The following is a 17,288-nucleotide window of genomic DNA, read 5'->3' as shown; positions in this document are numbered from 1 at the left end:
TGTGTTATTCGCCTCAGAAGGGATGCCCGATGGCGTCGCCCGAGATCGAGGACGGCCCGGACGGCCCCCTGGCCGGGCACCCCGGGGCGTTGCGGCCGCTGACCGACGAGCTGATCGCGGCCGTGCTGCGCCGTCGGGGGTACGCGGTGGCGGCGGATCCGGCGGGCCGGCTGCTGGGCCGCTGGGACGACGCGCTCGTCTGGTTCCTGCGGATGGGGGCGGGCGGCGAGATCCTCCAGGTGCGCACGATAGCCGCGCCGACCTTCCCGATCGAGTACGTGCCGACCCTGCACGCCTTCTGCAACTCGTGGAACCACGACCGGTACTGGCCCAAGGCTTTCGTGCACGTCGACGACGACGGGCGGGCCCTGGTCTGCGGCGAGGTGATCGCCGACCTGGAGCGCGGGGTGACCCCGCACCAGCTCGACCAGTTGCTCGACTGTGGCATCTCGACCGGCTGCCAGCTCGCCGCCGCAGTCGGGCAGCTCGCGGGCGGGGCGCGGCCATGACCGGGCAGCCGAGCCCGTGGGCCGACCGGCTGGCCGCCGCCGGGGACCTGCCCGACGGGGAGGAACGCGCCGTCGAGCTGGACCGGATCGCGTCGGCCGCCGACGCGGCCGGCGACCTGGCCACCGGGCTGGACGCCCGGTTCGCGCTGATGGACCTGTATCTGCGGCGGGGCGAGCGGTGGCGGCTGTTCGAGCCGGTCCGCCGCTGTCGGGAGCTGCTCGACGCCGCCTCCGCGGACGCCACCGCCGAGCGGGCCGCCGAGCTGCGCCGCTACCAGCGCTTCGCGGTCGAGGCCGCGTTCGGCACGCCCCGGGTCGGCCTGGGCCAGACCCGCGCGGCGCTGGACGACCTGGCCCAGCCTGCGGCGGTGACCGATGTGGTGGCCGAGCTGCGCTGCCGCCTCGCCGACCACCTCGGCGACGAGCCGGAGGCCCGCCGCTGGTACGACCGCTGGCGCACCGCCCCCGCCGACCCGGCCGCCGGCTGTCCGGCCTGCGCTCCGTCGCGCCGCGCCGACCTGCTGGCCGGCTGGGGTGACTGGGCGGCGGCGCTGGCCGAGCTGCGCCCGATCGTCGATGGCCCGACGGCGGCGGCCCCGGCCGAGATTGGCGGGGCCGGGACAGCCGGAGCTGGCGGGGCCGGGACAGCCGGGGGCGGCGGGGCGTACTGCACCGACCAGCCGGAGCGGGCGCTGGCCGGGGCGCTACTGCCGCTGCTGCGCGCCGGCGAGCCGGAACGGGCGGGCCGGGCGCACGTCACGGCGTACCGGCGGCACCGGCGGGAACGGACGGCGTTCGGGCAGCTCGCCGCGCACCTGCGGTTCTGCGCGCTGGGCGGGCACCTGGACCGAGGGCTGGACATCCTCGCCGAGCAGCTGCCCCGGCTGGACCGCCCGTCCGACGACCTGGCCGCGATGGAGTTCGCCGCCGCCGGGGCGCTGCTGTGCGCCCTCGCCGCCGAGTCGGGGCGGGGCGACCGACGGATGCCCGGACCCGCCGCCCCCGCCGGGCGGGGGGCCGGTCGGGCCGGCGACGACATCGACGTGGCCCGGCTCGGCGGGCTGCTCGCCGAACTGGCGACGGGGCTCGCCGGCAGCTTCGACGCCCGCAACGGCACCGGGCACCAGTCCGGCCGGATCGCGGCCCTGCTGGCCGAGCGGCCGGTCGCCGGTCCGGTGGTGCCGCTGCCCGCCGACGAGGCGGCCGACGACGGCGGCCCCGACGGTGGCGGCAGCGAGGGCACGGGCGGCGGCAGCGGGCCGGCGGGGCGGGAGGCCGGACGGGAGCTGGCCGGGGACGAGGTGGGGGCGTTGACCGTCGCCCTGGTCACCGAGGCCCTGGACCGGCGCGGCGACGCCTGGACGATGCGCGGCCCGGCGGTGGTCGGGCGGTGGGGTCCGGCGGTGATCGAGTTCCGGCAGGCCGGCGAGCGGGGCGAGATCCTGCACGCCCGGGTGCTGGCCGTCCGACGGCTGGCGGCGGGGCGGCGCGCGGAGGCGTACGCCTTCTGCAACGCCTGGAACCACGACCGGCTGCTGCCGAAGGCGTACGCGCACGACGACGGCAGCGGGGAGCTGGTGCTGGCCGGCGACGTGACCACGGACCTGGCCCACGGGGTGGCCCCCACCCAGCTCGACGTGCTGGTCACCGCGGCCGTGGCCACCGGCGTCGCGTACGCGGAGGCGGTCGCGGCGCTGCCCTGACCGGCCCGCGTGGTGGTGCCGGGCCGGTCAGGGCAAGGGCCCAGGGGCGGGTCCTCAGCGCCGCGCCCGGCGACCGCCCAGGGTGTTGCCGCCGTCGGCGGTGACCAGGGTCAGCCCGTTGACCTGGAGGATCTCGTTGACGGGCTGGAAGAAGGTGACCCCGCCGACGGTGCAGTCGCCCGCCCCGCCCGAGGTGACCCCCTGCGCCTGGTCACCGGAGATCCACGACCCGCCGGAGTCGCCCGGCTCGGCGCAGACGTTGGTCTGGGTCAGCCCGGTGACCGTGCCCTCCGGGTAGTTGACCGTCGCGTTCTTCGCCTGGATCACCCCGCAGAACGCCCCGGTGGTGGAGCCGGAGCGGCAGATCGAGGCACCGACGGGGGCCTCCTGCGAGCCGTTGACGGGCACCGCGCCGCCGTTGAAGTCGTTCACCACGGGCTGCGGCTGGAAGTCGCCGGTGACCCGCACGACGCCCCAGTCGTCGCGGGGGAAGGACGACGCAGCGAAGACGCCCTGCGGCGAGCCGTCGACCCCGGTGGTGCGGTCGCCGGCCTGGCCGCAGTGCCCGGCGGTGACGAAGCCGCCGACCACGGCGAAGCCGACCGAGCAGCGGGAGTTGCCGTTGATGAGGTAGGCGTCGCCGCCCTGGAGGTCCGCGAGCAGCCGGGGGGCCCGCGTCGAGCTGACCACCCGCACCGCCGACGCCGGCAGCCCGCTGGCCGCCGCGAACCGGCGACCGGCCGCCTCCTGGCCCGCCCGGGCCACCACCACGACGGAGTTGGTGGGCGCGTCGACGTACCAGCCGGTGACGGCCCGGCCGACCGCGCCGCCGGACCGGTCGAGCCGGGTCTTCATGGTGTCCAGCTCCCCCACGCCCCGGGCGACCTGCTTGGGCACCGCGCCGGCCGCGCGCACGGCGTCGGCCCGTCCGGGGTCGGCGACCGCGACGGTCAGGGTACGGCCGTCGGCGCTGAGCCAGGCGCCGCCGTAGTCCTCGCCCAGCTCGGTCCGGAGCTTCTCGACGGTGCCGGCGGCCCAGCGCTCGGTCTTCAGCCGCTGCGTCGCCTGCTCGCGGGTGAGCCGCAGGTCGCGGCTCATCGCGTCCACGACCTTCTGGTCCACCCCGGCCGGGGCGGTGGCCCGCCCGGAGTCCCCGGCCGGCGGCGCGGCACCTTCCCCGGCGAACGACGGCAGGGCCACGACCGCCGCCGCTCCCGCCGCCACCACCAGTACGCCGATGGCTGTCATCCGTCTGCGGTCCATCCGCCACGCTCCTCCCGGCCGGCGCGGGTACGCCTGCCGCGACGGAGTACGGGACAAACCGCCGGATGGTTGAACGATCGACCCGGAACAATTTTTCCCGTCGGCGTTGAACCCTGCGGCGTCGATGTCCGTACCCCAGGCCGGCGGGAGAAGCGCCGACGCCGGCCCACCGCTCGGGGGTGGGCCGGCGTCGGTACGCGCGGAACGCGGCGGTGCGGGCGTCAGACCTCGACGACCGTCGGCACGATCATGGGCCGGCGGCGGTACTTGTCGTTGACCCACCGGCCGACGGTGCGCCGGACGATCTGCTGGAGCTGGTGCGGGTCGGTGATGCCGTCGGCGGCGGCCCGGTTCAGCGCCTCGGTCACCAGCGGCACGACCGGGTTGAACGCCTCCGGGTCCTCCGAGAAGCCCTTCGCCGAGACGGTGGGGCCGCCCACGACCTTGCCGGTGACCGAGTCGACCACGACGGTGGTGGCGATGAACCCGCCGTCGCCGAGGATCCGCCGCTCCGTGAGCAGGGACTCGCTGACGTCGCCCACGGCGAGGCCGTCGACGTAGACGTACCGGCTCTTGACGTGGCCGACGAGGCTGGCGCGGCCCTCGACCAGGTCGACCACGTCGCCGTCCTCGCAGAGCACCACCCGGTCCGGGGCGACCCCGGACTCGATGCCGAGGCGGGCGTGGGCCCGCAGGTGCCGCCACTCGCCGTGCACCGGCATCAGGTTGCTCGGGCGGGTCACGTTGAGCAGGTAGAGCAGCTCACCGGCGGGGGCGTGGCCGGAGACGTGGACCTTCGCCACGTCCTTGTGCACGACCACCGCGCCGGCCCGGGCCAGCCGGTTGATCACCCGGTAGACCGAGGTCTCGTTGCCGGGCACCAGCGAGGACGCCAGCACCACCGTGTCGCCGGGGGCGATGGTGATGTGCCGGTGGTCGCCGCTGGCCATCCGGCCGAGCGCGCTCATCGGCTCGCCCTGCGAGCCGGTGGACATCAGCACGATCTGCTCCGGCGGCAGCGCCGTGGCCTCCTCGATGCTGATCACCAGGCCGGCGGGGATGTTGAGCAGGCCGAGGTCCCGGGCGATGCCCATGTTGCGGACCATCGAGCGGCCGATCAGCGCCACCTTGCGGCCGTGCTCGACGGCCGAGTCGAAGACCTGCTGCACCCGGTGCACGTGCGAGGCGAACGACGCGACGATGATCCGGCCGCGCGCCTTCGCGAAGATCGAGTCGAGGACCGGCCCGATCTCCCGTTCCGGGGTGACGAAGCCGGGGATCTCCGCGTTCGTGGAGTCCGACAGCAGCAGGTCGACGCCCTCCGCGCCCAGCCGGGCGAAGCCGGCCAGGTCGGTGATCCGGCCGTCCAGGGGGAGCTGGTCCATCTTGAAGTCGCCGGTGTGCAGCACCAGGCCGGCGGGGGTGCGGATGGCCACCGCGAGGGCGTCGGGGATCGAATGGTTGACGGCGAAGAACTCGCACTCGAACGGGCCGAGCCGCTCCCGGCCGCCCTCCCGCACGGTCAGCGTGTACGGCTGGATGCGCCGCTCGGCCAGCTTCGCCTCGACCAGGGCGAGGGTGAACTGCGAGCCGACCAGCGGGATGTCCGGCTTGTGGGCGAGCAGGTACGGCACCGCGCCGATGTGGTCCTCGTGGCCGTGGGTGAGCACGATCGCCTGCACGTCGGCGAGCCGGTCCAGGATCGGCCCGAAGTCGGGCAGGATCAGGTCCACGCCCGGTTGCTCGACGTCGGGGAAGAGCACCCCGCAGTCGACGATGAGCAGCTTGCCGTCGTACTCGAAGACGGTCATGTTCCGACCGATGGCGCCGAGCCCGCCGAGCGGGATGATCCGCAGGCCGCCCTCCGGCAGCGGCGGGGGCAGTTCGCCCTCGTTGTGCGCCTCGGTCACGCGTCCACCTCATTCTGCGACGCCGTCGCCCGGCGTCCGTCGTGTCGTTCGGTCATGTCAGGGGAGCTCCAGACCCGCCGCCGCGCAGTCCGCGCGCAGCTGGGCGATCTCGTCGGGGGTGGCGTCCACCAGCGGGGGCCGCACCGGGCCGGCCGGCAGGCCCAGGGCCGCCAGGCCCGCCTTGACCAGGATGGTGCCCTGGGTGCGGAAGACGCCGGTGAACAGGGGCAGCAGCCGCCGGTGCAGGGCGAGCGCGGTGCCGGGGTCGCCCGCGTCGTACGCCTCGATCATCCGCTGGGTGAGCGCACCGGTGAAGTGGGTCGAGGTGCCGACGACCCCGACGCAGCCGACCGCCAGCGCGGGCAGGACGAGGGAGTCCTCCCCGCTGTAGAAGGCCAGGTCGGTGCGGCTGGTCACCCACGAGGTCGCGGTGAGGTCACCCTTGGCGTCCTTGACCGCGACGATGCGGTCGTGCTCGGCGAGCCGGACCAGGGTCTCGGTCTCGATCGGCACCCCGGAGCGGTGCGGGATGTCGTAGAGCATGATCGGCAGCCCGGTGGCGTCCGCGACGGCGGTGAAGTGCCGGACCAGCCCGCTCTGCGGCGGCTTGTTGTAGTACGGGGTCACCACCAGCAGGCCGTGCGCGCCGGCCTTCTCGGCCGACGCGGCCAGCTCGATGGTGTGCCGGGTGTCGTTGGTGCCGACCCCGGCGACCACCCTCGCCCGGTCGCCGATCGCCTCCACCACGGCCCGGATCAGGCGTTCCTTCTCCGCGTCGGTGGTGGTGGGCGACTCGCCGGTGGTGCCGTTGAGCACGAGCGCGTCGTTGCCCTGCTCGTCGACGAGGTGGTTCGCGAGGCGTACGGCGCCGTCGAGGTCCAGGGAACCGTCGGAGGTGAACGGGGTCACCATGGCCGTGAGCACTCGGCCGAACGGGCGGGACACCGCCCGGTCGGCGGCAACAGGGTGGTCGTGCGTCATGCTCACAACCTAGCGGACGACCACCGGCGGGCCGGTGGGGAAGGGTTCAGGACAGCTCGGCGAGCGGGCTGGCCGCCACCTCCGTGCCGTCGGGCAGCGTGGAGATGACGAAGTCGGCGAACACGTTCGGGGCGACCCGCTGGAGCTGACGCAGGCACTCCACGGCCAGCTCGCGGATCTCCACGTCGGCGTGCTCGGTGGCCCGCATCGCGACGAAGTGCCGCCAGGCCCGGTAGTTGCCGGTGACCACGATCCGCGTCTCGGTCGCGTTGGGCAGCACCGCGCGGGCCGCCTGCCGGGCCTGCTTGCGGCGCAGCGTCGGGTTGGGCTCGTCGGAGAAGCGCTGCTCCAGGCCCTCCAGCAGCTCGGTGTACGCCCGCACGCTCGCCTCGGCGGCCTCGACGAACCGCTTGTGCAGCTCCGGGTCGTCGGCGATCACCGCCGGCTCGACCATCGCGGCGTCGCGCTCGGGGACGTACCGCTGGGAGAGCTGGGAGTAGGAGAAGTGCCGGTGCCGGATCAGCTCGTGGGTGAACGAGCGGGACACCCCGGTGAAGTAGAAGCTCACCGAGCCGTGCTCCAGCACCGACAGGTGCCCCACCTCCAGGATGTGCGCCAGGTAGCCGGCGTTGGTGGCGGTGGCCGGGTTCGGCTTGGACCAGCTCTGGTAGCAGGCCCGGCCGGCGAACTCGGCGAGCGCCTGGCCGCCCTCGGCGTCGGTCGACCACGGCACGTCGTCCGGGGCCTGGAACTGGGTCCACGCGACGAGCTTGACCTGGGGCTGCACCATCTCCGGCATGCCAGGGACTGTAGTGGTCCGGCGGTCGCCCGCCCAAGCCGGGCGCGCCCGGTGCAACGGCGGTCACCCCCGGCCCGGCGCGTCGCCCACCGGAAGGGACCGTCCCGGTTTCCCGCCTAGGGAGCTGAGTCGTTTACGACATCAGGGTCGGGTCCGTGGCCGAGGTCCGAGGCCAGGGTCGGGCCGGGTCGGGGGCGGAGTCGGGGGCGGCCCGTGGGCGGCAGTGATGTCGCAAACGACTCAGCTCGCTATGGCCCGCAGGCTCCGCACCCGATCGCGCAGGCGCGCGGCAGGCTGCCCGCCGGGCCGGACACAGGACCGGTCAGACGTAGAGGGAGGTGAAGGGGGCCCAGGGCAGGTTGCGGGCCACCGAGAAGGCCAGCCACAGGGCCAGGAAGCCGCCGATCACCTTCGAGCTGACCTGGGGCTGCGGCAGCCGCCAGCCGAACGCCTGCCGGCCCGCCCAGGCGACGAACAGGTAGGTCAGGAAGGGCAGCGCGAAGACGAAGACGAAGTGGTGCCGGGCGGCGGCCGGCAGGTCGCCGTGCAGCACGTACCACAGCGCGCGGGTGCCGCCGCAGCCCGGACAGTCCAGCCCGGTGGTGAGCTTCAGCAGGCAGCTGGGCGCGGCGTCGGGTGCGGCCCGGGTCGGGTCGCTGAGCAGCGCGTACGCCATGCCGAGGCCGACGCAGCCGAGCGCGGCCAGGGGGGCCGCCCAGCGCGGCGACCGGGCGTGCACCCGCATCACGAGGCGGGTCAGCCGGTCGGGCTCCGCCACCGGGTACGCCCCCGGCGGCCACTCCCCCGGCGCGGGCGCGGGCGCCTGCGCGTCAGGGTGCGGGTGCGGGTGCGGGGCCGCCGGGCCGTCGACGCTCGTCACGCCGCTCACGGTACACCGGCCACGCTCCTCAGCGCGGCGGCCAGCGGAACGGCCAGGTCACCGGCGGCGGGCGGGGCGACCGCGCTCAACCCCAGCCAGCCGGCCAGGCGGTGCAGCTCGGCGGCCAGGGCCACCGCCGTCTCCCCCGCGTCGACGCCCGGCTCGGCCCAGGCGGCCGGCACCAGCAGCACGCCGGCCTTGCGGTCGGCCTTGAGGTCGACCCGGGCGGTGAACCGCTCCCCCTGCAGGAACGGCAGCACGTAGTAGCCGTGGACCCGCTGCGGGGCCGGGACGTAGATCTCGATGCGGTAGGCGAAGCCGAACAGCCGCTCGGTGCGGCCCCGCTCCCACACCAGCGGGTCGAACGGGCTGACCAGGGTGTTGCCCCGCACCCAGCGGGGCAGCCGGGCGGCGGCGTGCAGGTAGGCCGGGTGCCGCCAGCCCTCGACCGTGACCGGGGTCAGCTCACCCGCCTCGACCAGCTCGGCGACCGCCCGGCGGGCCCCGGCGACGGGCAGCCGGAAGTAGTCGCGCAGCTCCGGCTCGGCGGCGACGCCGAGCGAGCGGGCGGCGATCGCGACCAAGGCGCGGTGCGCCTCGGCGTCGGTCGGGGTGGGCGCGTCCAGCGCGGCGGCCGGCAGCACCCGCTCGGGCAGGTCGTAGCGGCGGGCGAACGAGGGGGTGCGGTCGGCGGCGGTGACCTCGCCGGCCCAGAAGAGGAACTCCAGTGCCCGCTTCACGGTCGACCAGTTCCAGCCCCAGTTGCCGGTCTCCCGGGGCGCGTCGTGCTCGATCTCGGCGGCGGTGAGCGGGCCCCGGGCGGCGACCTCGTCGCGCACCCACGCCACCAGCTCGGGCTGCTCCTGCGCGATGCGGCGCATCCCGCCCCACGCCTCGTCGCGGGCCTTGGCCATCCGCCAGCGCAGCGCCGCGTGCAGCCCGACGGGGACCAGCGACGCCTCGTGCCCCCAGTATTCGAACAGCTCGCGGGGACGGCGGTAGGCGGCGGCGTCGAGCAGGGTCGTCGGGTAGGGCCCGAGCCGACTGTAGAGGGGCAGGTAGTGCGCCCGCTGCAGCACGTTGACCGAGTCCACCTGGATCAGCCCGACCCGGTCGAGCACCCGGCGCAGGTGCCGGCGGGTGGGCAGGCCGACCGGCGGCGGGTCGGCGAAGCCCTGGGCGGCCAGGGCCACCCGGCGGGCCTGGGCGAGCGAGAGCGATTCCGGTGCGGTCATCGTCGGGCACCCTAATCCAGGGGTACGACACCGGTGCGGCTGGCTGGACGTCACGGCCACCGGGGCATACAACGGACGCATGCTGATCATCCGCCCCGAGGAGCCGGACGACGCCGAGGCGGTGGCCCGGGTGCACGTGCACGGCTGGCAGGACGGCTACGCCGGGATCATGCCGGCGGAGGTGCTGGCCCGGCTCAACGTGGCGGCCTGGGCGCAGCGCCGCCGGGACCTGGGCACGGCCGACCCGGAGCACCCGTTCACCACGCTGCTCGCCGAGCGCGACGGCGCGGTGATCGGGTTCACCACGTTCGGCCCGTACCGCAACAACCAGGACCGGGCCGACCTCGACCACACGCTCGGCGAGGTGCTCACCATGTACGTCGAGCGGGCGCACTGGGGCGACGGGACGGCCGGGCGGCTGCTGGCGGCGGCGAAGCAGCGGCTGGCCGGGCGGGGCTGGACGGCGTACCGGCTGTGGGTGTTGCGGGACAACCGGCGGGCCCGGCGCTTCTACGAGCGGGCCGGGCTGTCGCCGGACGGCGAGCGGACCACCTACCCGGTGCCGCTGGCCGGCGGGGCACCCCCGCTGGGGCTGGTCGAGCTGAGGTACGCGGGGCTGCTCGACGGCTGACCCGCCGGGCGGCGTACGGGCAGGAACAGCAGCAGGGCGAGGCTGATCCAGACGTAGGTGTTGCTGCCGAGGAAGCCGTCGACGCCGGTGAAGTCCTTCTCCCAGGCCCAGACGATGCGGCTGCACAGCAGGGCGTACCCGATGATCGCGGCGGCCAGCAGGACGCGGCGCCGGCGGCTGCGCGCGGGGGCCGCGGTGCCGTTGTCGACCAGCAGGATCAGCCCCGGCAGCAGCCAGACCAGGTGGTGCACCCAGGTCACGGGGCTGACCAGGCACATCAGCGCGCCGGTCAGGGCCAGGCCGGTGGCCTCGTCGCCGGCCTTCGCGGCGGCCCGCGAGCGCCACGCCCAGACGGCGAGGGTGGCGAACACCAGCGCCAGCCAGGCCACGGTGCTGGGGTGCTCGGGGCTGAGCCGGGCGACCACGCCCTGCAGCGACTGGTTCGACACGAACGCCAGCTCGCCGACGCGGCCGGTGTTCCACAGCGCGGAGGTCCAGAACTCGCGGGACGCGTCGGGGAAGAGCGCGGCGGCGACGAGGGTCGCCCCGGCGGCCGTGCCGGCGGCGGTCAGGGCGGCCCGCCAGCGGCCGGTGACCAGCAGGTAGACGAGGAAGATCCCCGGGGTCAGCTTGATCGCGGTGGCCAGCCCGATGCCCACTCCCGCCCAGCGGTTGCCCGCCGGCAGCAGCCGCAGCAGGTCCACCGCGACGAGGAACAGCAGCAGCATGTTGACCTGGCCGAAGTTGACCGTCTCGCGCATCGGCTCGAACGCGGCGGCCAGGCAGAGCGCCACGGCGAGGGCGAACCAGCCGGTCCAGCCGCAGCGGTGGGCGACCGGGGCGATCAGCCACCAGATCAGCACGGCGCTGGTCACCACGGACGCGGTCACGCTCACCACGATCGCGGCCGGCCACGGCAGGAGGGCCATCGGCAGCATGACCAGGGCGGCAAACGGCGGGTAGGTGAAGCCGTACTGGGTGCCGGGCTTGAGGAAGTCGTAGATCTCCCCGCCGTCGTGCACCCAGAAGTGGAGCGCGCCGTAGTAGACCTTCAGGTCGAAGAAGCCGTGCCGCACGGCCGCCACGGACAGGAACGCGGTCACCGCGACGGCGAGCCCGACCACCGCGGCGACCTGCCCGATCGTCCGTTTGGCACCCTGCGCCACCGTGGCCTCCCTCGCCCTGCGTAGGCTTCCGTCCCATGGCTCTCGGGTACGTCCGCCCGGCGCGTCCGGAAGACGCCGGCGAGATCGCACGCATCCAGCTCGCGACCTGGCGGGTCGCGTATCGCCGGATCCTGCCCCGGCACGTGCTCGACAACCTGGACGAGGAGTATCTCGCCAGGCGGTGGAGCGCGGCGGTGCAGGAGCCGCCCTCGGGCGCGCACCGGGTGCTCGTCGCCGTCGAACAGGCCGAACAATCGTATCTGGTGGGATTTGCCGCGTCCGGGCCGGCCGACGCCGAGTCCCTCGCCCCGAACGAGCCGGCCGAGGCGCTCGGGTCCGGCGTGGTGGCGGTGACGGACCTGCTGGTCGAGCCGCGCTGGGGGCGGCGCGGGCACGGCAGCCGGCTGCTGGCCGCGAGCGTGGACCTGTGGCGCTCCGACGGCTTCGACCGGGCGGTGGCGTGGGCGTTCGACGCCGACGCGGCGACCCGGAAGTTCCTCACCGGCGCGGGCTGGGAGCCCGACGGCGCGGCCCGGGCCCTCGACGTGGACGACATGCTGGTCAACCAGCTCCGGCTGCACGTGGCGGTGCCCGCCGAGGGCGCGGCGGAGGGCGACACCGCCGCCGGCTGACCACGCGGTCTGCCTCCCGGCGCGTCGGGGTTGCCGGGAATGTCGGTGGTGCCGCCTACGGTGGCGGGATGAGCGTGTCGACGAGTCGTGCCCACGCGACGCCGGCCCCGGCCGGGCCGCAGGAGCACGGGCCGCAGGAGCACGGCCGGCCGGAGCACGGGCCGTCGGAGCGGCACCCGCCGTCGGAGCAGCACCTGGAGGGGCACCGGGTGGAGCTCACCGGCTACTGCTACCGGATGCTCGGCTCGGCCTTCGACGCGGAGGACGCCGTCCAGGAGACGCTGCTGCGCGCCTGGCGGGGGTTGGCCGCCTTCGACGGCCGGTCCAGCGTCCGCACCTGGGTCTACCGGATCGCCACCAACGTGTGCCTCGACCTGCTGCGCGGCCGGTCCCGCCGGGCGGTCCCGACCGACCTCGCCGGGCCGTCGGCGCCGGTGCTGTCGGCGCTGGGCGAGCCCCGGCCCGCCGGGGAGTGGATCGGGCCGGCCCCCGACGCCCGGGTGCTGCCTGCCGGCGAGGATCCGGCGGAGGTGGCGGTGACCCGGGAGTCGGTGCGGCTGGCCTTCGTCGCCACGTTGCAGCACCTGCCGCCCCGGCAGCGGGCGGTGCTGATCCTGCGCGACGTGCTGCGCTGGCGGGCCGACGAGGTCGCCGGCCTGCTCGACACCAGCGTGGCGGCGGTCAACAGCGCGTTGCAGCGGGCCCGCGCGACGCTGGCCGCCCGGGGCGTCGACGCCGACCCGCCGGCCGCCGCCCTCGACGCCGCGCACCGCGAGCTGCTCGACCGCTACGTGCGGGCCTTCGAGCGGTACGACATCGACGCGCTGGTCGCGCTGCTGCGGGCCGACGCCGTGCAGACCATGCCGCCCTACCGGCTCTGGCTGCGCGGCGCGGGTGACATCGGGCGCTGGATGACCGGCCCGGGGGCCGGCTGCGCGGGCTCCCGGCTGGTCCCGGTGGCGGTCAACGGTGGCCCGGGGTTCGCGCAGTACCGGCGGGACCCGGCGGGCGGGCACCGGCCGTTCTCGATCCAGCTGGTCGGCTGCTCCGGCGACCGGGTCGCCCGGCTCAACTACTTCCTCGACCCGGCCCTGTTTCCGCTGTTCGGGCTGCCGGACCGGCTGCCCTGAGCCGGCCCGGCGGCCCGGTCAGCCCTTGTCCGCGCCGTCGTTGGCGTCCCGCACGAAATACCGCTGGAAGATCACGAACAGCACCGCGACCGGGATGGTGGCCAGCAGCGCCGCGCCGAGCTTGAGCGGATACTGGGTGCCCTTGCCCAGCGAGCCGCTGACCAGGTCGGCCAGGCCGCGCGGCAGGGTGAACAGGTCCGGGTCCTGCACCGCGACCAGGCTGTGCGGGAACTCGTTCCAGGAGCCCTGGAACGACAGGATGGTCAGGGTGATCAGCGCCGGCTTCGCCATCGGCAGCACCACCGACCAGAACGTGCGGAAGACGCCCGCCCCGTCGATGCGGGCCGCCTCCTCCACGCTGACCGGGATCGACTCGAAGAACTGCTTCATGATGAACACGCCGGCCGCGTCGGCGAGCAGCGGCACCACCAGGCCGGCGTAGCTGTCGTACATGCCGAGCTGGTTGAGCACGAGGAACTTCGGGATCAGCAGCACCACGCCGGGCACCGCCAGCACCGCGACGACCGCGGCGAAGAGCCCGGCTCGGCCCCGGAAGCGAAGCCGGGCCAGGGCGTACCCGGCGAGCGAGTCGAAGAACACCCGGCCGAGGGTGACCAGCACGGTGACCAGCAGCGAGTTGCCGAGCCAGAGCGGGAAGGCGGTGCCAGCGAAGATCCGTTCGAAGCCGGCCAGCGACAGCGGGTCCGGGATGGGCGAGAGCGGGTTGGCCGCCGCGTCCGGCTCGGTCTTGAGCGAGTTGCCGATCTGGATGACGAACGGGTAGAGGAACACCAGCGCGAAGAAGACCAGGATCGCGTACCCGACGAGGCGGCTCGCCAGCGTGCGGGCCGTGCGGTCGCGGGCGCGGCGCGGCCGGGCGGGCGGCGCGGGTGCCGCCGGCCGGTCGGTGAGCACGGCCATCTCAACCCCCTTCCGGTACGCGTCGACGCCACCACCGGCCGCGGCGGGGCGCGGCGGGCTCCCGGTCGGCCATCAGCCGGCGCTGGAGCAGGGTGAGCGCGATGATGATCAGGAACAGCACGAAGGAGATGGCCGCGCCGGAGCCGTAGTCGAAGTCCCGGAACGCGGTGCGGTACGACAGGTACGCGGGGGTGAGCGTGGTCTTGGCCGGCTCGCCCTGGCTCATCACGTACACCTGGTCGAAGACCTGCCAGGAGCCGATCAGGCCGAGGGTGAGCACGAGGAACGTGGTCGGCTTGATCATCGGCAGGGTGACGTGCCGGAAGCGCTGCCAGCGGCCGGCCCCGTCGAGGGTGCTGGCCTCGTCGAGGGCCACCGGGACGTTCTGGAGCGCGGCGAGGAACATCAGCATGAACGTGCCGGAGGTGGTCCAGACGACCAGCGTGATGATCGAGACCATGGCGACGCTCGGCCCGGACAGCCAGTCCCACCAGCTCAGCCCGAACGGCCCGCCGGCGGCGAGCGCGGCCGGCGGCGCGTCCACGCCGACCGCGCCGAGCAGCAGGTGCAGCACGCCCCGGGAGTCAGCGAACCACTGCGGCCCCCGGATGCCGAGCATGCCGAGCAGGGCGTTGACCGCGCCGGAGTTGGCGAACAGGAACAGGAAGACCACGCTGATCGCCACCGAGCTGGTCACCGAGGGGAAGTAGAACGCGGTGCGGAAGAATCCCCGACCCCGCAGCATCCGGTTGTTGACGACGAGGGCGAGCCCGAGCGCCAGCGCCGTCTGGGTCGGCACCACGATCGCCACGTAGTAGGCGTTGTTGCGCAGGCTGGTCATGAAGTCGCGGCGGGCCAGCCCCTCCTCGGCGAACAGCCGGGTGTAGTTGTCGGCCCCGACGAACGGGACCCGACCGGTGAACGGGCTGCCCTGGCCGTTCCAGTCGGTGAGGCTCACCCAGAGCGCCATCAGGATCGGCAGCAGCAGGAACAGGCCGAGGATGACGACCACCGGGGCGACGAAGAGCCACCCGGCGAGGTTCTCGTTGCTCCGGACGCCGCGCGCGACGCGGTTGCCCATCTTCCCTCCTCCCTGGAAGGAAGGGCCCCTTGTTAACGCATACGGTTAATAGGGGGCCCTTCCTTGCACCTCAGCCGGCGAGCGCCGCCTTGGCGTTGGCGTCGAAGCGGGCGAGGACGGCCTTCGGGTCGCCGTTGGCCAGCCCCTGCAGGCCGGTGTCGAGGTCGCCGAGGACGCTGTCCATCTTCGGCGCGTTCACCGGGCCCTGGGCGTACTGCGCGCCGTCGACGAACGGCTTGTCGGCCGGGAAGGCGGCCGTGTACTGGTCGCGCACGGACTGCCGGGACGGCATCACGCCGAACGCCTTGGCGAACGTCATCTGCTGGTCGCCGGCGGTCATCGCCTCGACGAACTTGATCGCCTGCTCCTTGTACCGGCTCTTGGCGGCGACGCCCCAGCACTGGGTGAAGGAGAGCGTCCCCTTGCCCTTGGGGCCGGCGGGCAGCTCGACGACGCGGTACTTCACGTCGGGGAAGTCGTTCTGCAGGGCACCCTTGATCCAGTTGCCCTCGATGGTCATGACAGCCTTGCCCTTGCCGAACGCCTCGCCGGACCAGCCGGCGTCGAGCTGCTTCGGGTACCGGGCCAGGCCCTCGTCCAGCATCGTCCGCACGTACTGGAGGGCGGCCAGGTTCTCCGGGGTGTCGGCGGTGGCCTGCTTGCCGTCGGGGCTGACCAGCCAGCCGCCGTTCTGCACGAGGAACGCGCCGATCCGGTCCCGGGTGTCGCCGAGGGCCAGCGGCACCAGGCCCTTGGCCTTGATCTTACGGGCGGCGGCGGTGAGCTGGTCCCAGGTGGTCGGCACGTCGGCGTCGGTCAGCCCGGCCTTCGCCCACAGGTCCGTGTTGATCTGAAGCGCGAGGGTGGAGAAGTCCTTGGGCGCGCAGTAGAGCTTGCCGTCGTACGTGAACGTGGTGCGCAGGCTGGGGTAGAAGTCGTCCGGGCTGCTGATCCGGTCGCCGTAGGGCTCCAGCGCGCCGACGCTGGCGTAGTCGGCGAACCGGCTGGCGTCGACGTAGAAGACGTCGGGCGGGCTGCCGCCGGCGAGGGCCTGGCCGAGCTGCTGGGTGAGGTCCTGCGCCGGGGTGACGGTGGCGCTGTTGCCGGAGCCGGCGGCCCACGTCGCGGCGGCGGCCTGGACCGCCTTCGTCTCGGCGTCGCCGGAGGACCCGATCAGGATCTGGAGGCTGGCCGGGCCGGTGGACTGGGCGGCGTCGGTGGAGTCGTCGAAGCCGCTGCCGCAGGCGGCGGAGCCGAGCAGCGCCACGGCGGCGACGCCGGCGACTGTCGCGCGGCGCAGGGATCGGGTTGTCATCTCACTCTCCTGGGGGTGGTGGGGTCACGCGGTCTGGCGTCGCACCAGCGAGGGCTGGAGCAGCACCGGGGAGTCGACGGGCTGCCCGTCGAGCACGCCGGTGAGCAGGTCGACGCAGCGGGCGGCGGCCACGCCGAGGGGCTGGCTGACGCTGGTGAGGCCGATGGCGGCGGCGACGGGGGTGTCGTCGAAGCCGACGACGGCGACGGGACCGCCGGGCGTCGGGGGGCCGGCGGGCGGGGCGTACGCGGCGCTGCCGCGCACCGCCTGGAGGGCGCCGAGGGCGAGGGAGTCGCTGGCGCAGACGACGGCGGTCGGCGGCTCGGCTGCGGCGAGCAGCTCGCGCATCGTCCGTTCGCCCTCGGCGATGCCGTCGACGGTCTCGCGGTCCAGCCCGCCGGGGTCGACGCCGGCCTCGCGCAGCGTCTCGTGCCAGCCGGAGCGGCGCTCGCCGCCGACCGCCGAGGTGGGCAGCGGCCAGCCGATGTAGCCGATCCGCCGGTGGCCGGTGGCCAGCAGGTGGCGGGTGGCCTGGGCCGTCCCGGCGGCGTTGTCGACGTCGACCCAGGGGTGCGGGTCGGGCGCGTCCCACGGGCGGCCGAACGTCACGAACGGCACGTCCCGCCCGGCCAGCCACGCGGTACGGGGGTCGCCGCGCTCGGTGCCGGTGAGCACGAACGCGTCCAGGTCGTACGCGCCGAGCAGGTCGTCGAAGGCGTCGATCTCCTGGTGGGCGTCGGTGGCGGTGTAGAGCATGACCCGGTAGCCGGCGCTCTCGGCGGTCTCGGTGAGCCCGTGCAGGAACCGGTCGAGCACGGAGCCGTTGATCCCGTCCCGGGTCGGCTCGATGCGGACGGCGATGAGCCGGGACCGGCCGGTGCGCATCTGCCGGGCGGCCTGGTTGGCGCGGTAGCCGAGTTCGGTGATCGCCTCCTGCACCCGACGCCGGGTCTCCTCGCGGACGATGTGCGGCGCGTTGAGCACGTTGGACACCGTCTGTCGGCTCACCCGGGCATGCTCGGCCACAGTGGAGATGGTCACCTTCTGCGACATGAATCCCCCTTGCGGTCTTGAACGATCAAATGTTGATCCGGCAGGATTAGATCGTTCAAGTTGCCGGAATGTTTCGAAC

At 74.3% G+C, this 17,288-nt stretch carries 16 protein-coding genes; 5 read left to right on the top strand and 11 right to left on the bottom strand.

Annotation, left to right across the window (positions count from 1 at the left end; translation table 11 throughout):
- The first annotated feature begins 29 nt into the window (after positions 1-29).
- Together TK50_RS09675 and TK50_RS09670 are read left to right on the top strand one after the other, a co-directional pair.
- A complete protein-coding gene (locus tag TK50_RS09675) occupies positions 30-509 on the top strand; it encodes a type III secretion system chaperone family protein (RefSeq protein WP_043962436.1) in 480 nt (159 codons plus the stop codon).
- Positions 506-2,212, top strand: a complete 1,707-nt coding sequence (locus TK50_RS09670) for a type III secretion system chaperone family protein (protein ID WP_043962435.1) — start codon at positions 506-508, stop codon at positions 2,210-2,212. The genes TK50_RS09675 and TK50_RS09670 overlap by 4 nt, the downstream gene beginning before the upstream one ends.
- Positions 2,213-2,266: 54 nt before the next feature.
- Here the strand turns inward: TK50_RS09670 and TK50_RS09665 are convergent, their stop codons facing one another.
- The 6 genes from TK50_RS09665 to TK50_RS09640 all read right to left on the bottom strand — a co-directional run bounded on the left by TK50_RS09665 (position 2,267) and on the right by TK50_RS09640 (position 9,280).
- Entirely contained in the window at positions 2,267-3,475 is a 1,209-nt protein-coding gene (locus TK50_RS09665) for a S1 family peptidase (RefSeq protein WP_043962434.1), read from the bottom strand.
- Positions 3,476-3,696: 221 nt separating this feature from the next.
- Entirely contained in the window at positions 3,697-5,385 is a 1,689-nt protein-coding gene (locus TK50_RS09660; RefSeq protein WP_043962433.1) for a ribonuclease J, read from the bottom strand.
- Between the two features lie 57 nt (positions 5,386-5,442).
- The gene (gene dapA, locus TK50_RS09655) at positions 5,443-6,366 is read right to left on the bottom strand and encodes a 4-hydroxy-tetrahydrodipicolinate synthase (RefSeq protein ID WP_043962432.1); all 924 of its coding nucleotides are present in this window, start codon (positions 6,364-6,366) and stop codon (positions 5,443-5,445) included.
- A 46-nt stretch (positions 6,367-6,412) separates the two neighbouring features.
- The gene (gene thyX / locus TK50_RS09650) at positions 6,413-7,156 is read right to left on the bottom strand and encodes an FAD-dependent thymidylate synthase (protein WP_043964186.1); all 744 of its coding nucleotides are present in this window, start codon (positions 7,154-7,156) and stop codon (positions 6,413-6,415) included.
- A gap of 331 nt (positions 7,157-7,487) precedes the next feature.
- A complete protein-coding gene (locus tag TK50_RS09645; RefSeq protein WP_043962431.1) occupies positions 7,488-8,054 on the bottom strand; it encodes a DUF2752 domain-containing protein in 567 nt (188 codons plus the stop codon).
- Positions 8,051-9,280, bottom strand: a complete 1,230-nt coding sequence (locus TK50_RS09640) for a winged helix-turn-helix domain-containing protein (RefSeq protein WP_043962430.1) — start codon at positions 9,278-9,280, stop codon at positions 8,051-8,053. Before TK50_RS09640 ends, TK50_RS09645 begins: the two co-directional genes overlap by 4 nt.
- 79 nt (positions 9,281-9,359) lie before the next feature.
- Between TK50_RS09640 and TK50_RS09635 the strand changes: the two genes are divergently transcribed.
- Positions 9,360-9,911 (top strand): GNAT family N-acetyltransferase, encoded by a 552-nt coding sequence (locus tag TK50_RS09635; RefSeq protein ID WP_043962429.1) that lies wholly within the window; start codon positions 9,360-9,362, stop codon positions 9,909-9,911.
- Here TK50_RS09635 and TK50_RS09630 read toward each other — a convergent pair.
- Positions 9,833-11,077, bottom strand: coding sequence for a glycosyltransferase 87 family protein (locus TK50_RS09630; protein WP_043962428.1), 1,245 nt, complete (start codon positions 11,075-11,077; stop codon positions 9,833-9,835). The two genes, TK50_RS09635 and TK50_RS09630, sit on opposite strands and share 79 nt — an antisense overlap.
- 35 nt (positions 11,078-11,112) lie before the next feature.
- Between TK50_RS09630 and TK50_RS09625 the strand changes: the two genes are divergently transcribed.
- Together TK50_RS09625 and TK50_RS09620 are read left to right on the top strand one after the other, a co-directional pair.
- Positions 11,113-11,709 (top strand): GNAT family N-acetyltransferase, encoded by a 597-nt coding sequence (locus TK50_RS09625; RefSeq protein ID WP_043962426.1) that lies wholly within the window; start codon positions 11,113-11,115, stop codon positions 11,707-11,709.
- A gap of 68 nt (positions 11,710-11,777) precedes the next feature.
- The gene (locus TK50_RS09620; RefSeq protein WP_082106237.1) at positions 11,778-12,839 is read left to right on the top strand and encodes a sigma-70 family RNA polymerase sigma factor; all 1,062 of its coding nucleotides are present in this window, start codon (positions 11,778-11,780) and stop codon (positions 12,837-12,839) included.
- Positions 12,840-12,857: 18 nt separating this feature from the next.
- Here TK50_RS09620 and TK50_RS09615 read toward each other — a convergent pair whose 3' ends face one another.
- From TK50_RS09615 to TK50_RS09600, 4 genes are all read right to left on the bottom strand, one after another.
- Positions 12,858-13,760: a carbohydrate ABC transporter permease gene (locus TK50_RS09615; RefSeq protein WP_043962425.1), complete on the bottom strand. Its 903-nt coding sequence runs from the start codon at positions 13,758-13,760 to the stop codon at positions 12,858-12,860.
- A gap of 1 nt (position 13,761) precedes the next feature.
- Positions 13,762-14,841 carry a carbohydrate ABC transporter permease gene (locus TK50_RS09610; RefSeq protein WP_043962424.1) on the bottom strand — a complete coding sequence of 360 codons (1,080 nt, stop codon included), beginning with the start codon at positions 14,839-14,841 and terminating at the stop codon, positions 13,762-13,764.
- Positions 14,842-14,911: 70 nt separating this feature from the next.
- Positions 14,912-16,156: a sugar ABC transporter substrate-binding protein gene (locus TK50_RS09605; RefSeq protein ID WP_043962423.1), complete on the bottom strand. Its 1,245-nt coding sequence runs from the start codon at positions 16,154-16,156 to the stop codon at positions 14,912-14,914.
- 24 nt (positions 16,157-16,180) lie between these two features.
- Positions 16,181-17,209 (bottom strand): LacI family DNA-binding transcriptional regulator, encoded by a 1,029-nt coding sequence (locus tag TK50_RS09600; protein WP_043962422.1) that lies wholly within the window; start codon positions 17,207-17,209, stop codon positions 16,181-16,183.
- Between the last annotated feature and the right edge of the window lie 79 nt (positions 17,210-17,288).

This window comes from Micromonospora haikouensis, from assembly GCF_000876225.1.
Classification (GTDB): domain Bacteria; phylum Actinomycetota; class Actinomycetes; order Mycobacteriales; family Micromonosporaceae; genus Micromonospora; species Micromonospora haikouensis.
Note: the sequence above shows the minus strand (reverse complement) of the source record. Positions and strands in the feature narration are given on the sequence as shown.

Excerpts from the sequence above, each read along its gene's own strand:
- TK50_RS09675 (WP_043962436.1), top strand. The coding sequence starts at position 30 with ATGGCGTCGCCCGAGATCGAGGACGGCCCGGACGGCCCCCTGGCCGGG.
- TK50_RS09670 (WP_043962435.1), top strand. The coding sequence starts at position 506 with ATGACCGGGCAGCCGAGCCCGTGGGCCGACCGGCTGGCCGCCGCCGGG.
- TK50_RS09665 (WP_043962434.1), bottom strand. The coding sequence starts at position 3,475 with ATGGACCGCAGACGGATGACAGCCATCGGCGTACTGGTGGTGGCGGCG.
- dapA (WP_043962432.1), bottom strand. The coding sequence starts at position 6,366 with ATGACGCACGACCACCCTGTTGCCGCCGACCGGGCGGTGTCCCGCCCG.
- thyX (WP_043964186.1), bottom strand. The coding sequence starts at position 7,156 with ATGGTGCAGCCCCAGGTCAAGCTCGTCGCGTGGACCCAGTTCCAGGCC.
- TK50_RS09640 (WP_043962430.1), bottom strand. The coding sequence starts at position 9,280 with ATGACCGCACCGGAATCGCTCTCGCTCGCCCAGGCCCGCCGGGTGGCC.
- TK50_RS09635 (WP_043962429.1), top strand. The coding sequence starts at position 9,360 with ATGCTGATCATCCGCCCCGAGGAGCCGGACGACGCCGAGGCGGTGGCC.
- TK50_RS09625 (WP_043962426.1), top strand. The coding sequence starts at position 11,113 with ATGGCTCTCGGGTACGTCCGCCCGGCGCGTCCGGAAGACGCCGGCGAG.
- TK50_RS09620 (WP_082106237.1), top strand. The coding sequence starts at position 11,778 with ATGAGCGTGTCGACGAGTCGTGCCCACGCGACGCCGGCCCCGGCCGGG.
- TK50_RS09615 (WP_043962425.1), bottom strand. The coding sequence starts at position 13,760 with ATGGCCGTGCTCACCGACCGGCCGGCGGCACCCGCGCCGCCCGCCCGG.
- TK50_RS09610 (WP_043962424.1), bottom strand. The coding sequence starts at position 14,841 with ATGGGCAACCGCGTCGCGCGCGGCGTCCGGAGCAACGAGAACCTCGCC.
- TK50_RS09605 (WP_043962423.1), bottom strand. The coding sequence starts at position 16,156 with ATGACAACCCGATCCCTGCGCCGCGCGACAGTCGCCGGCGTCGCCGCC.
- TK50_RS09600 (WP_043962422.1), bottom strand. The coding sequence starts at position 17,209 with ATGTCGCAGAAGGTGACCATCTCCACTGTGGCCGAGCATGCCCGGGTG.